Source organism: Mesorhizobium sp. M7A.F.Ca.US.006.01.1.1 (assembly GCF_003997935.1).
In the GTDB taxonomy this organism is placed as follows: Bacteria; Pseudomonadota; Alphaproteobacteria; order Rhizobiales; family Rhizobiaceae; genus Mesorhizobium.
The window spans coordinates 24,793-45,895 of sequence record NZ_RZQL01000003.1 but is presented as its reverse complement, the minus strand read 5'-3'; the positions used below and the strand labels follow the sequence as shown (position 1 = coordinate 45,895).

Below are 21,103 nucleotides of genomic sequence, written 5' to 3'. Positions count from 1 at the left end.
TCCGGAGGTGAGGCGTCAGGAAGCTGTATGGTCCAGGAGCCGGATGGTGGGATCGCGACGGTGTTCGGAGTTGACCCTATCGACGCCTTCCACCGTAATCGCGATTGTCCCGTTTTCCACTCTTGCTATCCAGCCCTTCGCTTTCAGATACCAGAGATGAAACTCGAGATGCTCTCGCGGACAGTCTGACAGGCGTTCGAGCTCCACATCTCCGATCCCGGGATTGCTGACGTCGTGCCGGCGCTTCGCGTAAAGCAGCGACAGCAGCCTGGCCTGGATCACGACATCACGCTCGATGCCTTTGGTGTTGCTGGCTTCCTCGGTCAATTCACGGCGAAGGCCGGCATGGTCCCTGTATGCGATGTCGTATTGAGCGCGTTTGACCGGGTCCTTGAGCGTGTTGTGGGCTTCCACGATTTCACTGAAGCGGGCTTCATCGCCGGTTTCGCGATTGTCTGGATGATAGCGCATCGCAAAATAGCGAAATATGCGCTCCAGCGTCTCCGAATTGGCGTTCGGGCTAACTTCCAAAACTTCGTAATAGTCAATGAACATAGTGGGCTCCCCGACCACAACCATATTCGCATTGTCTAAATAAGGAATGTCCAATGCAGAGACCAAGACTTTGGTCCGATGCCGATGACGTCCACGCTTCTGGACGAGGAAGAAAATGGCCGACGCCCGGTCGGTGGGGGCCGTTGGGTGGTGAGGACGCCGGCCAAGCGGACAATCAGGTCCGCCGCACCGTGGAGATGATCGATTCGCAGCAATTTGGCGTGGTCGGCTTGTCGGGCGGCGAGTGACCTACGCCGCCTGCGCCATCCGCTCCGAGCTCATGCGATAAGAGATCGCTTCGGCCAGATGGATGCGGCCGACCGTCTCGCTGGCGTCGAGATCGGCCAGTGTCCTCGCGACCTTCAGCACGCGATGGTAGGCGCGGGCGGAAAAGGCGAGCTTTTCGCTGGCGTCCTTGAGCAGCGACAGGCCGGCGGCATCCGGCATGGCGATCTCCTCGATGACCGAGGGCGCGCAATGCGCGTTGGTGGTGGCGCGGGTGGCGCCGAGCCGCTCGAAGCGTTCGCGCTGGATGGTGCGGGCGCGTGCCACGCGCAGCGCCACATCGGCGCTTTTCTCCGCCCGGTCGGGCCGGATCAGGTCGCTGGCCAAGACCGCCGGCACTTCGATCCTGAGATCGATGCGGTCGAGCAGCGGGCCCGAAATGCGCGCCTGATAGTCGGTGCGGCAGCGCTCGCCGCGCAGGCAGCGATAACCCGGCTCGCCGGCCATGCCGCAGCGGCACGGGTTCATCGCCGCCACCAACTGGATGCGCGCCGGATAGGTGACGCGATGGTTCGCCCGCGCGATCATGCAGTCGCCGGTCTCCAGCGGCTGGCGCAGCGCATCGAGCGTCTGCGGCGTGAACTCGGGGAACTCGTCGAGGAACAGCACGCCGTGATGGGCCAGCGACACCTCGCCCGGCCGCGCGCGGATGCCGCCGCCGACCATCGCCGCCATTGAAGCCGAATGGTGCGGCGCGCGGAACGGCCGCCGGTCGGTCAATTTGCCTTCGCCGAGCTCTCCCGCCACCGAGGCGATCATCGAGACTTCCAGAAGCTCCTTCGGCGCCAGCGGCGGCAGGATCGACGGCAGCCGCTGCGCCAGCATCGATTTGCCCGATCCCGGCGGGCCGATCATAAGCAGATTATGCCCACCGGCGGCGGCGACTTCCAGCGCCCGCTTGGCGGTTTCCTGGCCCTTGATGTCGGCGAGGTCGGGCAAATCCAGCGCCGCGGCGTGGATGCCGGCCTCGGGGCGCGACAGCACCTGCGTGCCGCGGAAATGGTTGGCGATGGCAATCAGGCTGCGCGGCGCCAGAATGTCGAAATCCTTGCCCGCCCAGGCCGCTTCCGGCCCGCAGGCGAACGGGCAGATCAGGCCCTTGCCCTCGGCATTGGCGGCGATCGCCGCCGGCAAGGCGCCGGCTACCGCGGCAATCGTGCCGTCGAGCGACAATTCTCCAAGCACGACATAGCCGGCCAGCATGTCGCCCGGAATGGCGCCAAGGGCAGCCATCAGGCCAAGCGCGATCGGCAGGTCGTAATGACTGCCTTCCTTCGGCAGGTCGGCCGGCGCCAGATTGACCGTGACTTTCTTCGACGGCATCGACAGGCCGGAAGCATGCAGTGCGGCCTGCACCCGCTCGCGGCTTTCGGCCACCGCCTTGTCGCCCAGGCCGACGATGTGCATGTTGACCTTGCCGGGCGCGATCATCACCTGCACGTCGACCGGCACGGCCTCGATGCCTTGGAAAGCGACCGTGCGAACCCGCGCCACCATCGTGCAACCCCAATTCAGGCTGGCCCCAGCCCTGCGTTCAGGCCAGGAACGGCCCCCTGGGGCAGACAATCACACTTCCACGGTCAAATCAAGAACATTACGGGAACACATGACCGCTTGGGTTGCGGCGGAATCGAGCGCGGTTGTAAAAACGGAACATGGTTAAGACAAAATGAAAACGGCTTACCCCCGCTTGCCCTCGACCGCATCCCAGAACAGGCTGGCGATGTCAGCGCCGCCGAAGCGTTTGACCTCGCGCACGCCGGTCGGCGAGGTCACGTTGATCTCGGTCATGTAGTCGCCGATCACGTCGATGCCGACCAGGATGAAGCCGCGCTCCTTCAGCGATGGGCCGATGCGGGCGCAGATCTCGCGTTCGCGCGCCGTCAGTTCGGTCCTTTCGGCGCGCCCGCCGACATGCATGTTGGAGCGGGAATCATGCTCGGCCGGCACCCGGTTGATGGCGCCGACCGGCTCGCCGTCGATCAGGATGATGCGCTTGTCGCCCTTGCGCACGTCCTTGAGATAGCGCTGCACGATATAGGGTTCGCGGAACATCTGGCCGAACATCTCCAGCAGCGAGGCAAGGTTGCGGTCGCCCTCGAGCAGATGGAAGATGCCGGCGCCGCCATTGCCGTAGAGCGGCTTGACGATGATGTCGCCGAACTCTTTGCGGAAGGCGGCAACTTCGAGCGGATCCTTGGTGATCAGCGTGTCCGGCATCAGGTCGGCAAATTCGGTGACGAAGATCTTTTCGGGGCTGTTGCGCACCCAGGCCGGATCGTTGACCACGAGCGTTTTCGGATGGATGCGCTCCAGGATGTGCGTGGTGGTGATGTAGTTCATGTCGAACGGCGGATCCTGGCGCAGCAGGACGACATCCATTTCCGAGAGGTCGGTGCGCACCTTCTCGCCCAGCGAATAGTGGCTGCCCTTCTCGTCGCGCACCTGCATTTCCTCGATGCGGGCAAACACCTTGCCGTCGCGCAACGACAGCCGGTCCGGCGTGTAGTGGAACAGCTCATGGCCGCGCCGCTGCGCTTCCAGCGACAGCGCGAACGAGGTGTCGCCGGCGATCGACACCGTGGAGATGTGGTCCATCTGGACGGCGATTTTCAGCTTCATGACGGGTCTCCGGCGGCTCGGATGGACAACTGTCTTGCCTGTACAGGCTCATTGCCCGTCTGCCAATCGCGACATTCCTAGGATTGGCAATCTGACACCCGAATGCGCTGCGTTCATCGATCATTCGAAACAGGTCGCGGTTACCCATGGAAAATCGATTTCGCGATACGTTTCCTAAAGGGTTTGCTGCCAGTCTGAAACTAAATTCCGACGTCACAAAACAGGGACACCGATGCAAACTTCGTTTGGCACCGGTCAGGCAAACAGGGAGAGCACGGATCTGGCATTCACCGATCCGTTGACCGGGCTTGGCAACCATCGCCGCTTCTTCGACAAGGTCGCTCGCCTGATCGCCGACCGTGCCGACGATCCCGCGCCCTTTACCGTCGGCATTCTCGACCTCGACGGCTTCAAGCCGATCAACGATTTGTTCGGCCACAAGGCCGGAGACGACATCCTGATCCAGGTGGCGATGCGGCTGCGCGCCTCGATGGACGGCCATTCCACAGTCTGCCGCATCGGTGCCGACGAATTCGCCTTTCTCTATCCGATGGTGTTCTCAGAGGATGCAGCGGCCGAAAAATCGCGCATGCTGATCGAGATCCTGTCAGCGCCCTATGATGTCGGCGAACGCACCGCCAGGCTTTCGGCCTCGGTCGGCTGCTCGCTGTTCTATTCGGGCGACGAGACCACGGAAATCCTCATCAACAAGGCCGAGACGGCGCTCTATCACGCCAAGCGTTCCGGCCGTGGCCGCGTCGTCGTCTACACCCGTGAGATGGAAGAGGCGGCCAAGCGCGTCACCCGCATCGAACAGGCGCTGCGCCGGGCTGTCTCGGCCGGCGAGGTGGAGCCGCATTTCCAGCCCATCGTCGATCTCGCCACGCGCCGCACCATCGGCTTCGAGACGCTGGCGCGCTGGACCGATCGCGATCTCGGCTCGGTGCCGCCAACCGTCTTCATCCCCATCGCCGAGGAGCGCGGCATCATCGGCCCGCTGTCGCAGTTGGTGCTGCGCAAGGCGACCGAAGCGGCCCGAAGCTGGCCGAAGGACCTGTTCCTGTCGTTTAACCTGTCGCCATCGCAGCTCGTCGACCAGAACACCGGCCTGCACATACTGGCGATCCTAGACCGCACCGGCTTCGATCCGCGCCGGCTGGAGATCGAGATCACCGAGACCGGCCTGATGAACGACCCGGCCTCGGCCGCGCAGATCGTCGAGGATCTGCGCCGCGTCGGCATCCGCGTCTCGCTCGACGATTTCGGCACCGGCCAGTCCTCTCTCGGCCGCTTGCGCGAATTCCATTTCGACAAGCTCAAGATCGACCGCGCCTTCGTCTCTTCCATTCTCGATGACAGGCCGTCCGAACACATCATCCGCGCCATTCTCGCAATGTGCGAGGGGCTCGGCATGGATGTCGTCGCCGAAGGCATCGAGCAGGAAGCGCAGGCCGACCGCCTGGTCCAGTTCGGCTGCGCCGGCGGGCAAGGCTATCTGTTCGGCAAGCCGGTCGACGCCGACGCCACGCTCGGCTATCTCCGAGATTCTTTCCGCGGCGCCTTGCGCGCCAAGGCGATCTGACCGGCGATCCCCGTAGTCCGTAATCCCGACGGTGCCGCCATGCGCATCCGGTGCGGCGCATTGTCGTTTTGTCTGACATAAGCCCAGAAATCCGGTCTTTCGCCCTTGCCCACGCGCCTTGCGTGGCTAGGATGCGCGCCGGCCACGCTACAGCGCCGCGCGTCTTCCAAGACGCGCAAAGGACGCTGTAGCATTTAACATTTGCGCATGATCCCTTTCCGAAAATCGATCCGATTTTCGGGGTCATGCGCTGGGAGACAACAACGATGATGCCATCGGCGCATTTTGCCGACCTCGAAGGAGCCTCGGTGCTGATCACCGGCGGCGGCTCCGGAATAGGTGCTTCACTGACCGAGGGTTTTGTGCGCCAGGGCGCCAATGTCGCCTTCATCGACATCGCCGACGGCCCGAGCACGGCCCTTGCCGACCGCATCGAGAAAGAGTTCGGCAAGAGGCCGCTCTATCTCAAGACCGATTTGCGCGACGTCGAGGCTCTGCGTGCGTCCGCCGCGAAAGCCGTCGAGGCGCATGGCGATGTCACCGTGCTGGTCAACAATGCCGCCTGGGATGAACGCCACGCCGTCGAGGACGTGACGGTCGAGTTCTGGGACAACAACCAGGCGATCAATCTGCGGCCGCATTTCTTCACCGCGCAAGCGGTGGCGCCGGGCATGAAGCGGGCCGGCGGCGGCTCGATCATCAACTTCACCTCGACATCCTATCTGATCAACCACCCCGACATGCCGTCCTACACGGCCGCCAAGGCCGGTATCCTCGGTCTTACCAAGGGGCTGGCCGGCAAGCTCGGCGTCGATGGCATCCGCGTCAACGCCATTGCGCCTGGCTGGGTGATCACCGAGCGGCAGAAGGAGCTCTGGGTGACCGAACAGGCGCTTGCCGCCCATGTCGCCAAGCAGTGCATCAAGCAGGTGATGCAGCCCGACGACATCGTCGGCACCGTGCTGTTCCTCGCCTCGGACGCCTCGCGCATGCTGACAGCGCAGATGCTGATCGTCGATGGAGGTTTCCTGTGAACCCAGCCGGCAACGCACCGGCGGTCGCCGCCGTCGACTGGGGCACGACCCGCATGCGGGCCTGGCTGATCGATGGGCAAGGCAAGGTGGTTGCCGAACGCCGTGGCGATGATGGCCTGATCACCGCCCAGCAGAAGGGCTTTTCGACCATCCTCGAAGGGCATCTGGCGGCGATGGGAGCACCAGCGGCGCTGCCCGTCATCATCTGCGGCATGGCCGGATCCCGCCAGGGCTGGCTAGAAGCGCCCTATGTCACGGTGCCGGCGCCGCTTAGCGCCATCCTTGCGGGTGCCGCCAGCGTTCCCGGCCAGAGCCGCGACATCCGCATCGTTCCGGGCCTTGCCCAGCGGCTGGCCGATGCGCCCGACGTCATGCGCGGCGAGGAAACGCAGCTTGCCGGCGCCGGCCTGCCGGCCAAGGGGCGTCAGCTGGTCTGCATGCCCGGCACCCATTCGAAATGGGTGCTGGTCGAGGATGGCGCGGTTGCCGGCTTCGGCACCTGGCCGACCGGTGAGCTGTTTTCCGTGCTTGCCGCGCATTCGATCCTGCGTCATTCGCTCGGCGAGCACCCCAAGCCGGTCACATCGGACAATCCGTTCTTCCGCCGCTGGTGCGAAACGGCGCTTGGCGAAGGCGGCGATGTCACCTCGCGGCTGTTTTCCATCCGCGCCGCCGGCCTGCTGCAGGATCTGAAAGCCGACGATGCCGCAGCCTGCCTGTCCGGCCTTCTGATCGGCGGCGAGATCGCCTCCGCCAGCCGCCGTCACGGCGCCGGCGCGGAACCCGTGGTGCTGATTGCGTCCGGCGCGCTGGCCGCGCTCTACCAGGCCGCACTTGGTCTTGCCGGGCTTAAGGTCCGGGCCGTCGACGCCGACGAGGCAGTGCGTGCCGGTCTCGTCGAGGCGGCGCGTGAGAATGGCATGATCGCCAGAATTGGAGTTACCCGATGAGCCAGACCGCACCGTTTCCAAAACTCAAGCGCGGCCTGGTTGCCATCCTTCGCGGGCTCAAGCCCACCGAGGCGATGGCCATGGGCCAGGCGCTGTTCGACGCTGGCATCGAGGCGATCGAAGTGCCGCTGAACTCACCGCAACCGTTCTCGTCGATCGCCCGCATCGTCCAAGTGCTGCCGAAAACGGCGCTGGTCGGCGCCGGCACGGTGCTGACGCCGGCCGATGTCGATGGCTTGCACCAGGCCGGCGGGCGGCTGCTGGTCAGTCCCAATATCGATGCCGAGGTGATGGCGCGCGCCATGCACTACGGCATGGTGACGATGCCCGGCGTGTTCACGCCGACCGAAGCCTTCCTGGCGATCAAGCTCGGCGCCTCGGCGCTGAAATTCTTCCCGGCGAGCGTGCTCGGTGCTGGCGGCATTTCCGCGATGCGCGCCGTGTTGCCGGCGCAAACGCTGGTCGGCGCCGTCGGTGGCGTCTCCGAAAAAGATTTTGCCGGCTACAAGGCGGCCGGCGTGACCGCCTTTGGATTGGGATCCAGCCTGTTCAAGCCTGGCATGAGCGTCGACGAGGTGTCCGCGCGTGCGCAAGCTGCCGTCGCGGCCTGGGATGTGGTGTTCGGAGAGGCATGATGAGCGAAGCGATCGTTTCGGTTTTTTCCGATCACGTCTGCCAGCTCGGCGAGGGGCCGAGCTACGATCCCGCCACCGATACGCTCTACTGGTTCGACATCGTCAACAGCCAGCTTCTGGAAAAGCGGCTGTCCGGCGGCGCGACCACCGTCCATGAGCTTGGTCAAATGGCGAGCGCCATCGCCGTCATCGACGACAAGCGCCAGCTGATCGCCGCCGAGACCGGCCTTTATGTGCGCGACGTCGCGACCGGCAAACTGACGCTGCACACGCCTGTCGAGGCCGACAATCCGGTCACGCGCTCCAACGATTCCCGGGTCCATCCCTGCGGCGCCTTGTGGATAGGCACGATGGGCAAAGGCGAGGAAAAAGGCGCGGGTTCGATCTACTGGTTTTTCAAGGGCGAACTGCGCCGCCTGTTTTCGGACATCACCGTCTCCAATTCGATCTGTTTTACCGAGGATGGCACGATCGCCTACTACACCGACACCTCGACCGGGCTGCTGATGCGCGTCGCCTGCGACCCGGCGACCGGTCTGCCTGCCGGTGAGCCGAAGCTGTTCGTCGACCACCGCTCGGCCAAGGGCTATATCGACGGGTCTGTGCTCGACCGCGACGGCATCCTGTGGAATGCCGTCTGGGGCGGCAGCGTCATCGAAGCCTATGGTCCCGACGGCAAGCTCGTCCGCACGGTTGCCATGCCGGTGACGCAACCGTCCTGCCCGGCCTTTGTCGGCGCCAAGGCCGATCGGCTGGCGGTTACCTCCGCGTGGTCGGGCAAGGATGAGAAGCAGCGTCTGCTGGATCTGCAGGGCGGCATGACCTTTCTGCTCGATATTCCCGTCAATGGCCGCTTCGAGCCGCGCGTGCTGATCGCCTGAGCAAGGCCGGCCTTCCCGGCTCCATGCCGGTGCTGTCACGCAGGCGCCCGCGCCATGTCGGTTTCGCGAGAGCCGATAGTATCGGCCGTGCGATGGTAGGTGGCCCCCGCCGCCGGAAACCGTTGAAGCCATGACGAGCACAAAACGAAGACTGATCCTTGTCCATGAGCTGGAGAAGGCTTGTTTCGACCGTCTGGTCGCCGACGGTCATGCGCCGCAGCGCGCCGCCGAAATCGCGTCCTATCTGGCGCAGTCGACCGATCTCGCTCCTGAATTCGAGGCGCTTGACCGCGCCTGCCAGGCACGCGGCCTGTCGTTCACGCCGGTGGCGCTGGATGACGCCGCGAGCGTGCTCGCCGGCGAGCACCCCAGCACAACGCTGGTCTGGACGCTGACCGACGGCATTGCCTATTTCCGGGGCGGGGCGGCGCCCGCTTTGGCGCGACTGGGCGGTTTCAAGACAATCGGCGCCGACGATGCGCTGTTCGCGCTCTGCCAGGACAAGTTCCGCTCCGGCGCCGTGCTCGGCGCGCTCGGCCTGCCGGTGCCACAGGCTGGGCTCGCGCGTGACGGCCGATGGCTGGTCGAGCCGCCGGCCTCGCGCGCCGGCTGGTTCGTCAAGCCCAACCGGCTTGGCGCCAAGATCGGCATCTGGCCGGATTCGCGTGTGGCCGAGCTCGGCCATGCACTGGAGCTTAGCCGGCGCGTCTTTTCGGCCTATCGCGACGATGTCGTCATCCAGCCCTATGTCGCCGGCCGCAACGTGCGCGCCAGTTTCCTCGGCCTGATGCAAGGTGCCGGGGTCGAAGCGCTTGGCGTGGCCTTTGTCGATTCAGGCGCCGATTTCCAGACCATGGCCGACAGCCTGGCGCTCTACGGCGACACCGGCGAGGCGGCGAAAGCGGCGGGACATTACGCCGAACCGGAACTTGTCGCGGTCGCCGATAGCCAGCCGACCGCCGACGCCACGATACGTGCGATCGCCGGGCGGCTGATGAGCGGGCTCGGCCTGCGCGATGTGTTTTCCATCGATCTCAGGGTTGAGGCCGACGACACCGTCCACCTCATCGAGTTCGAGGTCTGCCCCGGCCTGCCCTGCTTCGATTTTCGCGCCTATTGCCGCCAGCAATGGGGCCTCGAACTGGCCGACGCCATGGCCGAGACCGCCGCCAGCCGGCTGATCGGCGTCGACCGATAGCTGCGCGCCTTGACGGCTTTCGCCCTGCCTCTAGTGTCGGCCAACGACTCCTAGAGAAGGCCGCGCGATGAACACAACGCCCGTCGAACCCCTCCACCATCATGTCAGGCGCATGGCCGGGCGCGATCCGCATGAGGTGCATCGCGTCGCGACGCCACTCGAGCTTCTGTTCGACCTGACCTTCGTGACGGCGTTCAGCTTTGCCTCGTCGCAACTCGCCCATGCGCTGGCCGAAGGCCATTATTCGGCGGCCCTGCTTGGTTTCGCTTTCGCCAGCTTCGCCATTTGCTGGGCGTGGATCAATTTCTCCTGGTTTTCTTCCGCCTATGACACCGACGATTGGATTTTCCGGCTCGTCACCATGGTGCAGATGATCGGCGTGCTGGTGCTGGCGATCGGCCTGCCACGCATGTTCGCCTCCATCGAGCACGGCGAGCACCTCAACAATTCGGTGATGGTGCTGGGCTATGTCATCATGCGGGCGGCGATGATCTTCCAGTGGCTGCGTGCTGCCCGTCAGGACCCTGTCCGGCGTCGTGCCTGCCTGACCTACGCCGCGGCAATCGCGGTCGCCCAGATCGGCTGGGTGGTGCAGATCGTCGTCGATTTCCCGGTCGGCACCAGCATCATCCTCGCTGCCATTCTCGGGCTGATCGAAATGGCCGGGCCGGTGATCGCCGAAAGCAGGGATGGCGGCACGCCCTGGCATGCGCACCACATGGCCGAGCGCTACAGCCTGTTTGCCATCATCGCTTTGGGTGAGGGGGTCGTCGGCACCCTCGCCACCTTGTCCGCCGTGGTCGAGGAGCAGGGCTGGACCATGGATGCGGCGCTGGTCTGCATCGCCGGCACCGGGCTCACCTTCGGCATGTGGTGGGTCTACTATATGCTGCCGTCAGCGCCGATCCTTCATGCCCACCGAAATCGCGCATTCGTTTGGGGCTACGGGCAAATGGTGATCGTCGCGGCAATCGTCGCCACCGGTGCCGGGCTGCATGTCGCGGCCTATTTCATTGAGCACAAGGCGCATATCGGGCCACTTGCGACACTGCTCGCGACAGCTGTTCCCGTCGCTGTGTTTCTGGCGGCGATCTATGCGCTCTACACCTATCTTGTTCAGCGCTTCGACCCGTTCCACATCTGGCTGCTGGTCGCGACCGCAGCGGTCGTGGCGCTTGCCATTCTTGCAGCGCTTGCGGGCGTCGACATGGCGATCTGCCTGATCATCTTGATGCTGGCGCCAGCAGTTACCGTCGTTGGCTACGAAATGCTCGGGCACCGCCACCAGGCGGAAGCGCTCGCCGGCGAAGAGCACTCGACACGCCACGGGGCGGCCCCGCTAACTCACGAATAGTGTCGGCGGGTTATAACCAGCAGACGCTACCCGCCAGGCATTCGCTCGACCGCTTGCAAGGACGGATCCATCTTGTCCCAAGCATGGCCGTGGCTCGTGTAGGTCACCATCTGCGGGCTGAACTGTTCCGGATCGTCGAGGCTGGCCGCGTGGACCGCTATAAATTCCGGCATGGCGACGGATATCAGAAAGACCGGCGTTCCGCAGGTTGGACAGAAGGTGTGGATTTTTTCATTGCCGCTGGCGCCCGCCACGCGCCAGGTGCTCACCTCCCCGGTAATGGCCATATCGGTGCGCTGGCCGAAGGTCAGGTAGGATCCGTGGCCGGTGCCTGAGCGCTTCTGGCAATCACTGCACTGGCAGTGGTTCTGAAAGATCGGCTCGTCATTGGTTTCATAGCGGATCGCGCCGCATGCGCAGCCGCCGGTATAGCGCTTGGTCATCGTTATTCTCCCGCGGCGATCAGGGCTGATTTCGGCTTGGCGAAAATGTCGATGCCGCTGCCGGTTTCAAGGAAGGATTTCATGCTCGACAGCACCGCCGGCCAGCCCTGGCTGACGCCTTTCGCCATGCCGCTGCCGGCTTCGAGCTCGTCATGGCTGACGGTCAGCCGCACCATGGTGTCGTATTCCTCGATGGCGAACGTCACCCGGCTGGTTTTCGACGGATCGTGCGCCTGCGAAGCGTTCGCCCAGGTGATGACGAGGCGGGTCGGCGGCGAAATCTCGACGACCTTGCCGACGAGTTCTACGGTCCGTTCATCATTGGCGCGGATATGCTCCCATTTCGAGCCCGGCGTCCATTCCGAGACGTTCTCGTGGCCCCAGTAGCGTTTTGCGACATCGGGCTTGACTATGGCCTCGAACACCTTCTGCGGCGTCGAGCGGATATAGGTCACGTAGACAAAGCTGGTCGTTTCCCTGGTCATTGCTCTTCTCCTTCGAGTTCTTGCTTCAGGTCGTGCAGCAGGCTGAGCCGCTGCCGTTCGAATTTCCGTACCCAGCGCTCGTAGACTTCGTGCAGCGGCACGGGATTGATGAAATGCAGCTTTTCGCGGCCGCGCTTGACTGTGCTCACCAGATTGGCCGCCTCCAGCAGGTCGAGGTGCTGGGTGGCGGATTGCCTGGCCATGTCCAGGTTTTCGCAAAGCTGACCGAGTGTCTGCCCGTTCTGCTCGCACAGAAGGTCAAGCAGCCTTCTGCGTGTCGGGTCGCCCAGCGCCTTGAAAACCTTGTCGGCGTCCATCTGCCTCACTCTGTTGTAAGGCACAATATGCAGGTAAATACCTGCATGTCAACCGGCCATCCGACCCGCGTTGAATGACCGCTCGTCGGCACGGCTTCGCACCCGGCAACTGCGCTAGGCAGATCACCGTGAATTCGCGGAGCAAAGATATGCAAAATGAGCCTGCGGGGCTTCAAACGCCGCCAGGCTTTATCCGATTTTGAACGTGATCTCCGGCGAAAACCGGAATGACTTCTTCGGAACTATGCTCGCAAGGACCTCAGGCGCCCTCGACCAGAACGATCTCGCCGTCGGCGACCTTCTGACGGATGGCGGCGGCGCGCTGGTATTCCGGCGAATGGTAGCAATCATGCGCGGCGGCGAGCGATTCGAACTCGATGATGACATTGCGTGCCCGGCCGGGTCCTTCGGCCTTTTCATGCTCGCCGCCGCGCGCCAGGAATTTCGCGCCGAAGCGCTCGAAGGCAGGCTTGGCGGCGGCGACGTAGTCCTTGTAGCCTTCCGCGTCGCGCACATCGACACGGGCGATCCAGTATCCCTTGGGCATTTTCTTGGTCTCCGAACTTGTTCCTGGAAATCTCAGGCCGAGCGCATTTCGTCGAGGATGGCTTCGGCCGCTTCCCGTTTGTTGGCCGCCGCCACGATCGGACGGCCGACGACGAGGTGGCTGGCGCCGTTGCGGATCGCCTGGCCCGGCGTCACCACGCGCTTCTGGTCGCCATGGTCGCTGCCCGCGGGCCGGATGCCGGGCGTCACCACCGCCATGTCGGGTCCCACGATCCGGCGCACCGCTTCGGCCTCCGCGGCTGAGCAGACGATGCCGCCCATGCCGGCATGCAGCGCCTGTTCCGAGCGCCTGAGCACCAGCGTATGCGGGTCGTACTCGTAACCGACGTCGATCATGTCCTGCTCGTCCATCGACGTCAGCACGCTGACGGCAAGCAGGCAAAGGTCGCTGCCTCTGGCCGCCTCTACGGCGGCCTGCATTGCCTTGGGATAGGCGTGGATGGTCAGCATGGTCATGCCCATCTTGACGATGTTCTCGACGCCCTTGGCCACCGTGTGGTCGATGTCGAGCAGCTTCATGTCGAGGAAGACCTTGGTCCCGCCGCTGGCCAGCTCCCTGGCGAAGTCGAGCCCGCCGGCGAAGGCAAGCTGGTAGCCGATCTTGTAGAAGGAGACGATGCCGTCGAGCTCGCGTACCGCCTGCTCGGCATCCCTCACGGTCGGCACGTCGAGGCCGACGATCAGTCTTTCCTGCATGGATTGGGCCTGCATGGTTCGCATCGTGTCGGCGATCACGCCTCGATCCGGGTGGACAGCATGCGCGAGGTTTCGATCAGCGTGCGGCATAGGTGCTCCATCGATTTGTGCAGTCTTTCGTCACGGAAATTGCCGTCTTCGTCGAAGGCATCGCCGCCCTCGGGCACCGAGCACTCCGGCGTCACCACCTCCATCTGGCAGCGCACCAGAACGGCGCGCAGATGGTTGATGCAGCGGATGCCGGCAAAGCGGCCGTTGGAGGACGAGCAGAGGCCGGCGACCTTGCCGGCCAGTGGCCTGACCGGCCGGCCGCCATCCCTGCGCACCCGGCTCACCCAGTCGATCGTGTTCTTGAGCAACGGCGGAATGGAGCCGTTATATTCGGGCGTGGCGATCAGCAGCCCGTCATGGGCGACAATCAGACGACCGAGTTTCTGGGCGTTTTCAGGAACGCCTTTTTCCTTTTCCAGATCCTCGTCCATGATCGGCAGGGGGTAGTCGGCAAGCGAGATGCGGGTCACCTCGGCGCCTTGCATGGCAAGTTCCTTCTGCGCCACGTCGGCGGTCCTGCCGCTATAGGCGCCGCTGCGCACCGAGCCGGCGAAGACGAGGATTTTCGGGATCACTGCCATTGGCCACCCTTGTTCCCGGACAGGTACAGCCAAGGACCGAGCAAATCAACGCGCTGACGCGATAAAACGCTCGGGATTAGCGGAAGCCCCAGGACTTCGTCATCCCTGGGCGAAGCAGGAGCGAAGCTCTGTCGCGGAGGCCCTGGGATCCAAGCCGCGACCTTGATCGGAGAGTGCCGCGGGGCAGAATTCTGCGCCGTAGCGGCGCTCGGAAGTCGCGGCATGGATCCTCGGGTCTGCGCCGCGTCGCTGCGCTCCTTGCTCCGCCCGTGGATGACGAAGCGATCCCGCCATCGCCAAGGTATGCGGTGAGCACTGGCGAGGCGCTGAGCGATTTTGCGCTGAGAAACTAATGCGCTTCGCGCCGATAGATCCACAGCTGCGTCGGCGGAATGTTGCGGAAGATGAAATCGAAATGCTTGACCGTGTAGTTACCGCGGCCGGCCGGGATCGGCGACATCGGGCCATAGGTCAGCTGCACGATCGGCCGTCCGGCCGGGATGCGGTCGAGCAGGCTCTCGATATAGGCAATACGCTGGGCGACCGGGAAGTTGAGCAGCGGCACGCCGGAAACCACGGAATCGAAGATCATCCCGCTCTTGTCGCCAAGCGTGGCGTTGAGGTTGAAGGCGTCGCCCTCGATGACGTTGACGCCGGGATAGAGTCGCCGCAAATGGCGCACGAAATCCGTGGAATATTCGACGGCGTAGAGGTTTTCGGGCCGTACGCCCTGGGCGAGGATAGCGCGGGTGATGACGCCGGTACCGGGACCGACCTCGAGCACCGGCAGGCCGGATTTAGGATCGACGATCGAGGCCATCTTGCGCGCGGTGATTGAACTGGTCGGCACGATCGAGCCAACCGTCTTCGGCTTGTCGATCCAGCCCTTGAAGAATTTGAGTTCGTCGTCGAACTTTTCGACAAGCGCCTTCCGCAGTCCAGGGCCACGTGTCATGCAAGCTCTCCTCAGCGCTCCCCGCAAAGTTACTTAGCACCTGAGCGGTGCTAGGCAAGGCGCGGCCGGACGCATGTCGTGGATAAGATAATTTTCGTCGCGTCTCAAGGGGTGACGCGATTCAGGGATTTACGCGTTGCAAATCGGCTTACGCGGGCCAAAGTGCATCAACGTTCGCCGAAGGACTCGAAAAAATCCTTCATGCGGGCGAAAAAGCCGCTCGATTGAGGCGAATTGTCTTGCGAGGAGAGCTGTTCGAACTCCTCCAGCAGTTCGCGCTGGCGGCGGGTCAGGTTCTGCGGCGTCTCGACCGCAGTCTGGATATAGAGGTCGCCGATATTGGGCTGGCGCAGCACCGGCATGCCCTTGCCCTTGAGGCGGAACTGGCGGCCGTTCTGCGTGCCTTCGGTCACCTTGACCTTGGTCTGCGTGCCGTCCAGCGTCGTCACCTCGAAGGAGCCGCCAAGGGCGGCCGTGGTCATCGAGATCGGCACCTTGCAATAGAGATCGGCGCCGTCGCGCTGGAAGAACTCGTGTGGTTTGACCGCCAGGAAAATATAGAGGTCGCCCGAGGGCCCGCCGCGCAGGCCGGCTTCGCCCTCATTGGCTAGGCGGATGCGGGTGCCGTCCTCGATGCCGGCCGGGATGTTGACCGACAGCGAACGCTCCTCGGTGACGCGGCCCTGGCCGGCGCATTTCGGGCACGGATCCTTGATCGTCTGGCCGCGCCCCTGGCATTGCGGGCAGGTCCGTTCGATCGAGAAGAAGCCTTGCGTGGCGCGCACCTTGCCGTGGCCGTTGCACATCGAGCAGGTGACGGGCTGGGTGCCGGGCTTGGCACCGCTGCCCGAACATTCAGAGCACGATATCGACGCCGGCACGCGGATTTGCGCGGTCTTGCCGGCAAAAGCCTCTTCCAGGGTGATTTCCATGTTGTAGCGCAGGTCGGCGCCGCGCTCGCGGCCGCCCGACGAGCGGCGCTGGCGCCCGCCCATCATGTCGCCGAAAATATCCTCGAATATGTCGGCGAAACCGCCGGCGCCGAAACCTTGCGCGCCGCCATTCATGCCGCCCTGTTCGAAGGCGGCGTGGCCGAAGCGGTCATAGGCCGCGCGCTTCTGCGGGTCTTTCAGCGTCTCGTAGGCTTCGTTGATTTCCTTGAACTTGTGCTCGCAGGAATGATCGCCGGGGTTGCGGTCGGGATGGAACTGCATGGCGAGCTTGCGGAAAGCGCTCTTGAGCTCCTTCTCGTCGGCGCCTTTTTGGACGCCCAGCGTCTCGTAGAAATCAGCTTTCATTTTTTCCCGCTGTCCGGATGCTCAACGTCTTGAAGCATTGTTGCGTCTCTTGCCGGCACTGACGCTTCGATTTAGGTGCGATGGAAGGGGGATGCCAGTGTCGACGCGGCTTTGCCTGCATTTTTTCAGCAAGGCCCGCTGTTTTTCTGCAAGGGGTTGCAAAAAAGCCCGGCCTTCGCCGGGCTTTTCGCTTTATCTTGCCGTCAAACGGTTCAGGCCGACTTCTTCTTGTCGTCGTCCTCGTCGATTTCCTCGAAATCGGCGTCGACAACGTCACTGTCCTTGGCGGCGTCCGCCTTGGCGTCGGCTTCCGCCGCTTCCTTCTGCGAAGCCTCGTACATGGCCTGGCCAAGCTTCATCGAAGCCTCGGCAAGCATCTGGCTCTTGGCTTCGATGTCGGCCGCGTCGTCGCCTTCGGTCGCGGTCTTCAGCGCCGCGATGGCGTCGGAGATCGCCGTGCGCTCGCCTTCCGAAACCTTGTCGCCATATTCCTTCAGCGACTTCTCCGAGGAATGCAGCAGCGCTTCGGCCTGGTTGCGGGCCTCGACCAGCGCACGCCGCTTCTTGTCGGTCTCGGCATTGGCCTCGGCGTCCTTGACCATCTTCTCGATGTCGGCGTCCGAAAGACCGCCCGATGCCTGAATGCGGATCTGGTGCTCCTTGCCGGTGCCCTTGTCCTTGGCCGAAACGTTGACGATGCCGTTGGCATCGATGTCGAAGGTGACCTCGATCTGCGGCACGCCGCGCGGCGCCGGCGGAATGCCGACCAGGTCGAACTGGCCGAGCGCCTTGTTGTCGGCGGCCATTTCGCGCTCACCCTGGAAGACCCGGATGGTCACGGCCGACTGTGAGTCCTCGGCCGTCGAGAACACCTGACTCTTCTTGGTCGGGATCGTCGTGTTGCGCTCGATCAGGCGGGTGAACACGCCACCCAGCGTCTCGATGCCGAGCGACAGCGGCGTCACGTCGAGCAACAGCACGTCCTTGACGTCGCCCTGCAGCACGCCGGCCTGGATGGCGGCGCCGAGAGCGACGACCTCATCCGGGTTGACGCCCTTGTGCGGCTCCTTGCCGAAGAACTGCTTCACAATCTCCTGGATCTTGGGCATGCGGGTCATGCCGCCGACCAGGACAACCTCGTCGATCTCGCCGGCCTTCAGGCCGGCATCCTTGAGCGCCGCCTTGCAAGGGGCAATCGTGCGCTGGACCAGATCGTCGACCAGCTGCTCGAACTTGGCGCGCGTCAGCTTCAGCGTCAGATGCTTCGGCCCGGTCGCGTCGGCGGTGATGAAGGGCAGGTTGATTTCGGTCTGCGTGGTCGACGACAGCTCGATCTTGGCCTTTTCAGCCGCCTCCTTGAGGCGCTGCAGGGCAAGCTTGTCGTTCTTCAGGTCGATACCCTGTTCCTTCTTGAACTCGGCCGCCAGATATTCGACCAGGCGCATGTCGAAATCCTCGCCGCCGAGGAAGGTGTCGCCATTGGTCGACTTGACCTCGAACACGCCGTCGCCGATTTCGAGCACCGAAATGTCGAACGTGCCGCCGCCAAGGTCATAGACGGCAATGGTCTTGCCTTCCTTCTTGTCGAGGCCATAGGCAAGCGCTGCCGCGGTCGGCTCGTTGATGATGCGCAGCACTTCAAGGCCGGCGATCTTGCCGGCGTCCTTGGTTGCCTGGCGCTGGGCGTCGTTGAAATAGGCCGGAACGGTGATGACCGCCTTCTCGACCTTTTCGCCGAGATAGGCCTCCGCCGTCTCCTTCATCTTCTGCAGGATCATGGCCGAAATCTGCGAGGGCGACTGCTTCCTGCCGCCGGCTTCGACCCAGGCATCGCCATTGTCGCCCTTGACGATCTTGTAAGGGACAAGCTTCTTGTCCTTCTCCGTCACCGGATCGTCGTAGCGGCGGCCGATCAGGCGCTTGACCGCGAAGATGGTGTTTTCAGGATTGGTGACCGCCTGGCGCTTGGCCGGCTGGCCGACCAGACGTTCGTCGTCGCCCGAGATGGCGACGATGGAAGGCGTCGTGCGCGCGCCTTCCGCATTCTCGATTACCTTCGGCTCCTTGCCATCCATGATGGCGATGCAGGAGTTGGTGGTGCCGAGATCGATACCGATTACTTTTGCCATTTTTCTAGTCTCTCCGCTAAGCAGGCTCTCAGGACCCGTACAGGCGTTCCGACGAAAGCCCCTGTTCACAAGAAATCCCGTTCCGGCAACCGGCATTCCGGCGCCGAACGGCTTGGCGCGTATATAAGAACAGGCGGCATCGCGCGCAAGCATTCTGCGCAAGGCTTCCATGAACCTTTCCACCTTCACCCGCGACTGATCTCCAGGTGCCGCTTGGTGCGGCCCGGAAAGGAAGCCCCCATGACCAATAACCCAGAGGCTCTGCGGTCTCCGGGAACAACAGGAGCTCGGCGCGACCACCGCCTTCGGGACGAGGTCGATGCGCTGGGCTTTCCGCTGATTCCGTTGACCCTGCGTAAGAGCAGGCGTATCGTGATTTTGAGGAAAGCAGACAATTCGATCAGGGAAGAACGAGCCGGACCGCCGCGCCTTGCCCTGATTTGCGCGGCCAGACCCGACGTTCTCCCGTCGACTACGGGGGGTAGTGTCATGTCTCGCATCCGCGGCTCGTTCGTGTCGTCTCTTGATGGCGGCTTGCGCCGCGCTGTGCAGCCAGGCGGGTTGCTGGCGCTGGCACTCGGCCTGTGGCTGGGCGCCGCCCAGGCCCAGGAAACCCGGATCATCTATCCCGGTTCGATGGCGGTGACCGGATTCTCCGGCACCATCATTCCTAATTTCGACCCCCCTGATTCCGAAAAAGGGGGCTTGCCGCCCGGCGTCGATCCGGTCGACGAAACCTTCATCGACACCACGCGTGCCACCTTGCGCGTGTTCGACGTCTCGCATCTGGGCGGCCCAGCCTCCGGTCAACTGGTCAACACGCCGCCGCCCTTCGAGGTGACGGCGGAGCAGATCGGCCAGGTGTTCGGCGTCGCCTACGATGACGGCGTGCGCGACGGCGTTCCATCGGGCATTCCCAATCTCTATGCCGGCGCCACCTCGCTGCACGGCATCCGTATCGTCACCCCGGACGCCGACGATGACGGCCGCCCCGAGCGGCATCGCCGCGGCGCTGCCGGCGCCATCTTCATGGACGGCCAGTTCGGCACCGAAAACGGCGGCGGGCCGGGCACCGTCTGGAAGATTGACGGCATCACCGGCCAGGTCTCCAAATTCGCCGACATCGACACCAACAGCGGTCCAGGCATCGGCAATCTCACTTTCGACGCCACTCACCGCGAGTTCTTCGCGTCCGATCTCGATACCGGCCTGATCCACCGCATCGACGCCGAAGGCAGGCTGATCGACAGCTTCGATCACGGCGTTGCCGGCCGTCCGGCGCATGGGCTTGCTCCAGTCGCCGACGATGGTTCGGTGATGGACATAAAGGGCGCGGCCTTCGACAGCGAAGACCCCGACAGCTGGGGCTACACGCAGGACGAGCGCCGCGTCTGGGGCGTCTCCTACCATGGCGGCCGGCTCTACTACTCGGTCGGCGAAAAGTCGGAAATCTGGTCGGTGGGCATTGCCCGCGACGGCAGTTTTGCCGGCGACCCGCGCTGGGAACTGACGGTCAAGGCCGACAAGGACTACGCCGTCACCGACATCGCCTTCGACAATAGCGGCTTCATGTACCTGGCCCAGCGCGGCCCGGTCGAGAACCGCTACGATTACAGCCAGTTCGCCGATTCCGGCAAGGGCGAGGTCATCCGCTACTTCAGAGAGAACCCGGACGATCCGGAAACGGAATCGGTCTGGGTCGAAGTGCCGCAGGAATATGCGGTCGGTTTCCCGCAGGACAACCGGCAGTCGGCCGGCGGTCTAGACTTGCAATATGGCTATGATGCCGACGGCAATCTCGACACCTCTGTGTGCACGCAGACGCTGGTCAACACAGGCGACAAGCTGCGCGACAATCCTTCACTCGCCGAACAGCTCGCCGCCGGCGGGCCGCTGGCCGTGCATGGCGTCCAGATCACGCCGAAAGAGCTGGTCAAGCCGGCCAACGTGCCGCCCTTCGGCTCCTGGTTCGTCGATTTCGACGGTTACTTCGAAGACCCGGAGGTCGAGGGCCATGTCGGCGACGTTGCCGTCTGGCACCCTTGCGAAGGCCGCGCCGGCTATTATGAGGAAATTCCGGGCGGCTACCTGCCCCCCTTCTACCCGCCGGATTTCCCACCACCCGGCAACCTGCCTCCGTGCATCGATGTCGAGGATGTCCAGTATTACTGTACGCCTCGCGGCCTTCAGGCCGATCTCTATCTCCATGACCATGCCGGCTTCGGCGGCGATTCGATCAAGGCGCAACCTTCGAATGAGACAAAGTCCAGGACGCCAGGCGTCGGGGTGACATCATCCCAGTCGCATGCGCCCGGCAAGCCTTACACGATCGACATCACCGGCCATTATCCGGGCGACAGAGTGGATGTTGGACTTTGCTTCTACAGGAAGTCCGACAAGGACAAGGGTGGCTACTACCCTTGCTGCAAGATGATCTTGCCGCTCCGAACCCCAGCCGTCAGCTGCGAACGTTGAGGAGGGGAAG

The 21,103-nt window shown here is 63.7% G+C and carries 20 protein-coding genes; 8 read left to right on the top strand and 12 right to left on the bottom strand.

The window, feature by feature from the left end:
• Positions 1 to 15 precede the first annotated feature (15 nt).
• From EN943_RS01185 to gshB, 3 genes are all read right to left on the bottom strand, one after another.
• Positions 16 to 555 (bottom strand): J domain-containing protein, encoded by a 540-nt coding sequence (locus EN943_RS01185; protein WP_127411180.1) that lies wholly within the window; start codon positions 553 to 555, stop codon positions 16 to 18.
• A 249-nt stretch (positions 556 to 804) separates the two neighbouring features.
• Positions 805 to 2,337: a YifB family Mg chelatase-like AAA ATPase gene (locus tag EN943_RS01180; RefSeq protein ID WP_127411179.1), complete on the bottom strand. Its 1,533-nt coding sequence runs from the start codon at positions 2,335 to 2,337 to the stop codon at positions 805 to 807.
• 183 nt (positions 2,338 to 2,520) lie between these two features.
• The gene (gene gshB, locus EN943_RS01175; protein ID WP_127411178.1) at positions 2,521 to 3,462 is read right to left on the bottom strand and encodes a glutathione synthase; all 942 of its coding nucleotides are present in this window, start codon (positions 3,460 to 3,462) and stop codon (positions 2,521 to 2,523) included.
• A 232-nt stretch (positions 3,463 to 3,694) separates the two neighbouring features.
• Here gshB and EN943_RS01170 point away from each other — a divergent pair, with 232 nt between their 5' ends.
• The 7 genes from EN943_RS01170 to EN943_RS01140 all read left to right on the top strand — a co-directional run bounded on the left by EN943_RS01170 (position 3,695) and on the right by EN943_RS01140 (position 11,096).
• Positions 3,695 to 5,044 (top strand): EAL domain-containing protein, encoded by a 1,350-nt coding sequence (locus tag EN943_RS01170; protein ID WP_127411177.1) that lies wholly within the window; start codon positions 3,695 to 3,697, stop codon positions 5,042 to 5,044.
• A 266-nt stretch (positions 5,045 to 5,310) separates the two neighbouring features.
• Positions 5,311 to 6,078: an SDR family oxidoreductase gene (locus EN943_RS01165; protein WP_127411176.1), complete on the top strand. Its 768-nt coding sequence runs from the start codon at positions 5,311 to 5,313 to the stop codon at positions 6,076 to 6,078.
• Positions 6,075 to 7,028: a 2-dehydro-3-deoxygalactonokinase gene (locus EN943_RS01160; protein ID WP_127411175.1), complete on the top strand. Its 954-nt coding sequence runs from the start codon at positions 6,075 to 6,077 to the stop codon at positions 7,026 to 7,028. The genes EN943_RS01165 and EN943_RS01160 overlap by 4 nt, the downstream gene beginning before the upstream one ends.
• On the top strand, positions 7,025 to 7,663 hold the full coding sequence (locus EN943_RS01155; protein WP_127411174.1) for a 2-dehydro-3-deoxy-6-phosphogalactonate aldolase: 639 nt from the start codon (positions 7,025 to 7,027) through the stop codon (positions 7,661 to 7,663). The genes EN943_RS01160 and EN943_RS01155 overlap by 4 nt, the downstream gene beginning before the upstream one ends.
• Complete coding sequence (locus tag EN943_RS01150; protein ID WP_127411173.1) at positions 7,663 to 8,544, top strand: SMP-30/gluconolactonase/LRE family protein; 882 nt, start codon at positions 7,663 to 7,665, stop codon at positions 8,542 to 8,544. Before EN943_RS01155 ends, EN943_RS01150 begins: the two co-directional genes overlap by 1 nt.
• Before the next feature lie 130 nt (positions 8,545 to 8,674).
• Positions 8,675 to 9,742: a D-alanine:D-lactate ligase-like protein gene (locus EN943_RS01145; RefSeq protein WP_127411172.1), complete on the top strand. Its 1,068-nt coding sequence runs from the start codon at positions 8,675 to 8,677 to the stop codon at positions 9,740 to 9,742.
• A gap of 67 nt (positions 9,743 to 9,809) precedes the next feature.
• Positions 9,810 to 11,096 carry a low temperature requirement protein A gene (locus EN943_RS01140; protein ID WP_206522725.1) on the top strand — a complete coding sequence of 429 codons (1,287 nt, stop codon included), beginning with the start codon at positions 9,810 to 9,812 and terminating at the stop codon, positions 11,094 to 11,096.
• A 26-nt stretch (positions 11,097 to 11,122) separates the two neighbouring features.
• On the opposite strand, the gene EN943_RS01135 is transcribed toward EN943_RS01140, so the two are convergent.
• The 9 genes from EN943_RS01135 to dnaK all read right to left on the bottom strand — a co-directional run bounded on the left by EN943_RS01135 (position 11,123) and on the right by dnaK (position 18,618).
• Positions 11,123 to 11,539, bottom strand: a complete 417-nt coding sequence (locus EN943_RS01135) for a GFA family protein (protein ID WP_127411171.1) — start codon at positions 11,537 to 11,539, stop codon at positions 11,123 to 11,125.
• A gap of 2 nt (positions 11,540 to 11,541) precedes the next feature.
• Positions 11,542 to 12,024 (bottom strand): SRPBCC family protein, encoded by a 483-nt coding sequence (locus EN943_RS01130; protein ID WP_127411170.1) that lies wholly within the window; start codon positions 12,022 to 12,024, stop codon positions 11,542 to 11,544.
• On the bottom strand, positions 12,021 to 12,341 hold the full coding sequence (locus EN943_RS01125) for a helix-turn-helix domain-containing protein (RefSeq protein WP_023814190.1): 321 nt from the start codon (positions 12,339 to 12,341) through the stop codon (positions 12,021 to 12,023). Before EN943_RS01125 ends, EN943_RS01130 begins: the two co-directional genes overlap by 4 nt.
• Before the next feature lie 259 nt (positions 12,342 to 12,600).
• The gene (locus tag EN943_RS01120) at positions 12,601 to 12,888 is read right to left on the bottom strand and encodes a DUF1330 domain-containing protein (protein ID WP_013528591.1); all 288 of its coding nucleotides are present in this window, start codon (positions 12,886 to 12,888) and stop codon (positions 12,601 to 12,603) included.
• Between the two features lie 32 nt (positions 12,889 to 12,920).
• On the bottom strand, positions 12,921 to 13,628 hold the full coding sequence (gene pyrF, locus EN943_RS01115) for an orotidine-5'-phosphate decarboxylase (RefSeq protein ID WP_164778036.1): 708 nt from the start codon (positions 13,626 to 13,628) through the stop codon (positions 12,921 to 12,923).
• An 11-nt stretch (positions 13,629 to 13,639) separates the two neighbouring features.
• Positions 13,640 to 14,236 (bottom strand): NADPH-dependent FMN reductase, encoded by a 597-nt coding sequence (locus EN943_RS01110; protein ID WP_127411169.1) that lies wholly within the window; start codon positions 14,234 to 14,236, stop codon positions 13,640 to 13,642.
• Between the two features lie 349 nt (positions 14,237 to 14,585).
• Positions 14,586 to 15,191, bottom strand: coding sequence for a phospholipid N-methyltransferase PmtA (gene pmtA, locus EN943_RS01105; protein WP_127411168.1), 606 nt, complete (start codon positions 15,189 to 15,191; stop codon positions 14,586 to 14,588).
• Positions 15,192 to 15,358: 167 nt separating this feature from the next.
• Positions 15,359 to 16,489, bottom strand: coding sequence for a molecular chaperone DnaJ (gene dnaJ / locus EN943_RS01100; RefSeq protein WP_023810873.1), 1,131 nt, complete (start codon positions 16,487 to 16,489; stop codon positions 15,359 to 15,361).
• Positions 16,490 to 16,701: 212 nt separating this feature from the next.
• Positions 16,702 to 18,618, bottom strand: coding sequence for a molecular chaperone DnaK (gene dnaK, locus EN943_RS01095; RefSeq protein WP_127411167.1), 1,917 nt, complete (start codon positions 18,616 to 18,618; stop codon positions 16,702 to 16,704).
• 489 nt (positions 18,619 to 19,107) lie between these two features.
• On the opposite strand from dnaK, the gene EN943_RS01090 reads away from it, so the two are divergent.
• Entirely contained in the window at positions 19,108 to 21,093 is a 1,986-nt protein-coding gene (locus tag EN943_RS01090) for a hypothetical protein (protein WP_127411166.1), read from the top strand.
• The last annotated feature ends 10 nt before the right edge of the window (positions 21,094 to 21,103 follow it).

What these genes read in the sequence shown, in the direction of transcription:
- EN943_RS01185 (WP_127411180.1), bottom strand. Translation starts at nt 555, where the DNA reads ATGTTCATTGACTATTACGAAGTTTTGGAAGTTAGCCCGAACGCCAAT.
- EN943_RS01180 (WP_127411179.1), bottom strand. Translation starts at nt 2,337, where the DNA reads ATGGTGGCGCGGGTTCGCACGGTCGCTTTCCAAGGCATCGAGGCCGTG.
- gshB (WP_127411178.1), bottom strand. Translation starts at nt 3,462, where the DNA reads ATGAAGCTGAAAATCGCCGTCCAGATGGACCACATCTCCACGGTGTCG.
- EN943_RS01170 (WP_127411177.1), top strand. Translation starts at nt 3,695, where the DNA reads ATGCAAACTTCGTTTGGCACCGGTCAGGCAAACAGGGAGAGCACGGAT.
- EN943_RS01165 (WP_127411176.1), top strand. Translation starts at nt 5,311, where the DNA reads ATGATGCCATCGGCGCATTTTGCCGACCTCGAAGGAGCCTCGGTGCTG.
- EN943_RS01155 (WP_127411174.1), top strand. Translation starts at nt 7,025, where the DNA reads ATGAGCCAGACCGCACCGTTTCCAAAACTCAAGCGCGGCCTGGTTGCC.
- EN943_RS01150 (WP_127411173.1), top strand. Translation starts at nt 7,663, where the DNA reads ATGAGCGAAGCGATCGTTTCGGTTTTTTCCGATCACGTCTGCCAGCTC.
- EN943_RS01145 (WP_127411172.1), top strand. Translation starts at nt 8,675, where the DNA reads ATGACGAGCACAAAACGAAGACTGATCCTTGTCCATGAGCTGGAGAAG.
- EN943_RS01140 (WP_206522725.1), top strand. Translation starts at nt 9,810, where the DNA reads ATGAACACAACGCCCGTCGAACCCCTCCACCATCATGTCAGGCGCATG.
- EN943_RS01135 (WP_127411171.1), bottom strand. Translation starts at nt 11,539, where the DNA reads ATGACCAAGCGCTATACCGGCGGCTGCGCATGCGGCGCGATCCGCTAT.
- EN943_RS01130 (WP_127411170.1), bottom strand. Translation starts at nt 12,024, where the DNA reads ATGACCAGGGAAACGACCAGCTTTGTCTACGTGACCTATATCCGCTCG.
- EN943_RS01125 (WP_023814190.1), bottom strand. Translation starts at nt 12,341, where the DNA reads ATGGACGCCGACAAGGTTTTCAAGGCGCTGGGCGACCCGACACGCAGA.
- EN943_RS01120 (WP_013528591.1), bottom strand. Translation starts at nt 12,888, where the DNA reads ATGCCCAAGGGATACTGGATCGCCCGTGTCGATGTGCGCGACGCGGAA.
- pyrF (WP_164778036.1), bottom strand. Translation starts at nt 13,628, where the DNA reads ATGCGAACCATGCAGGCCCAATCCATGCAGGAAAGACTGATCGTCGGC.
- EN943_RS01110 (WP_127411169.1), bottom strand. Translation starts at nt 14,236, where the DNA reads ATGGCAGTGATCCCGAAAATCCTCGTCTTCGCCGGCTCGGTGCGCAGC.
- pmtA (WP_127411168.1), bottom strand. Translation starts at nt 15,191, where the DNA reads ATGACACGTGGCCCTGGACTGCGGAAGGCGCTTGTCGAAAAGTTCGAC.
- dnaJ (WP_023810873.1), bottom strand. Translation starts at nt 16,489, where the DNA reads ATGAAAGCTGATTTCTACGAGACGCTGGGCGTCCAAAAAGGCGCCGAC.
- dnaK (WP_127411167.1), bottom strand. Translation starts at nt 18,618, where the DNA reads ATGGCAAAAGTAATCGGTATCGATCTCGGCACCACCAACTCCTGCATC.
- EN943_RS01090 (WP_127411166.1), top strand. Translation starts at nt 19,108, where the DNA reads ATGTCTCGCATCCGCGGCTCGTTCGTGTCGTCTCTTGATGGCGGCTTG.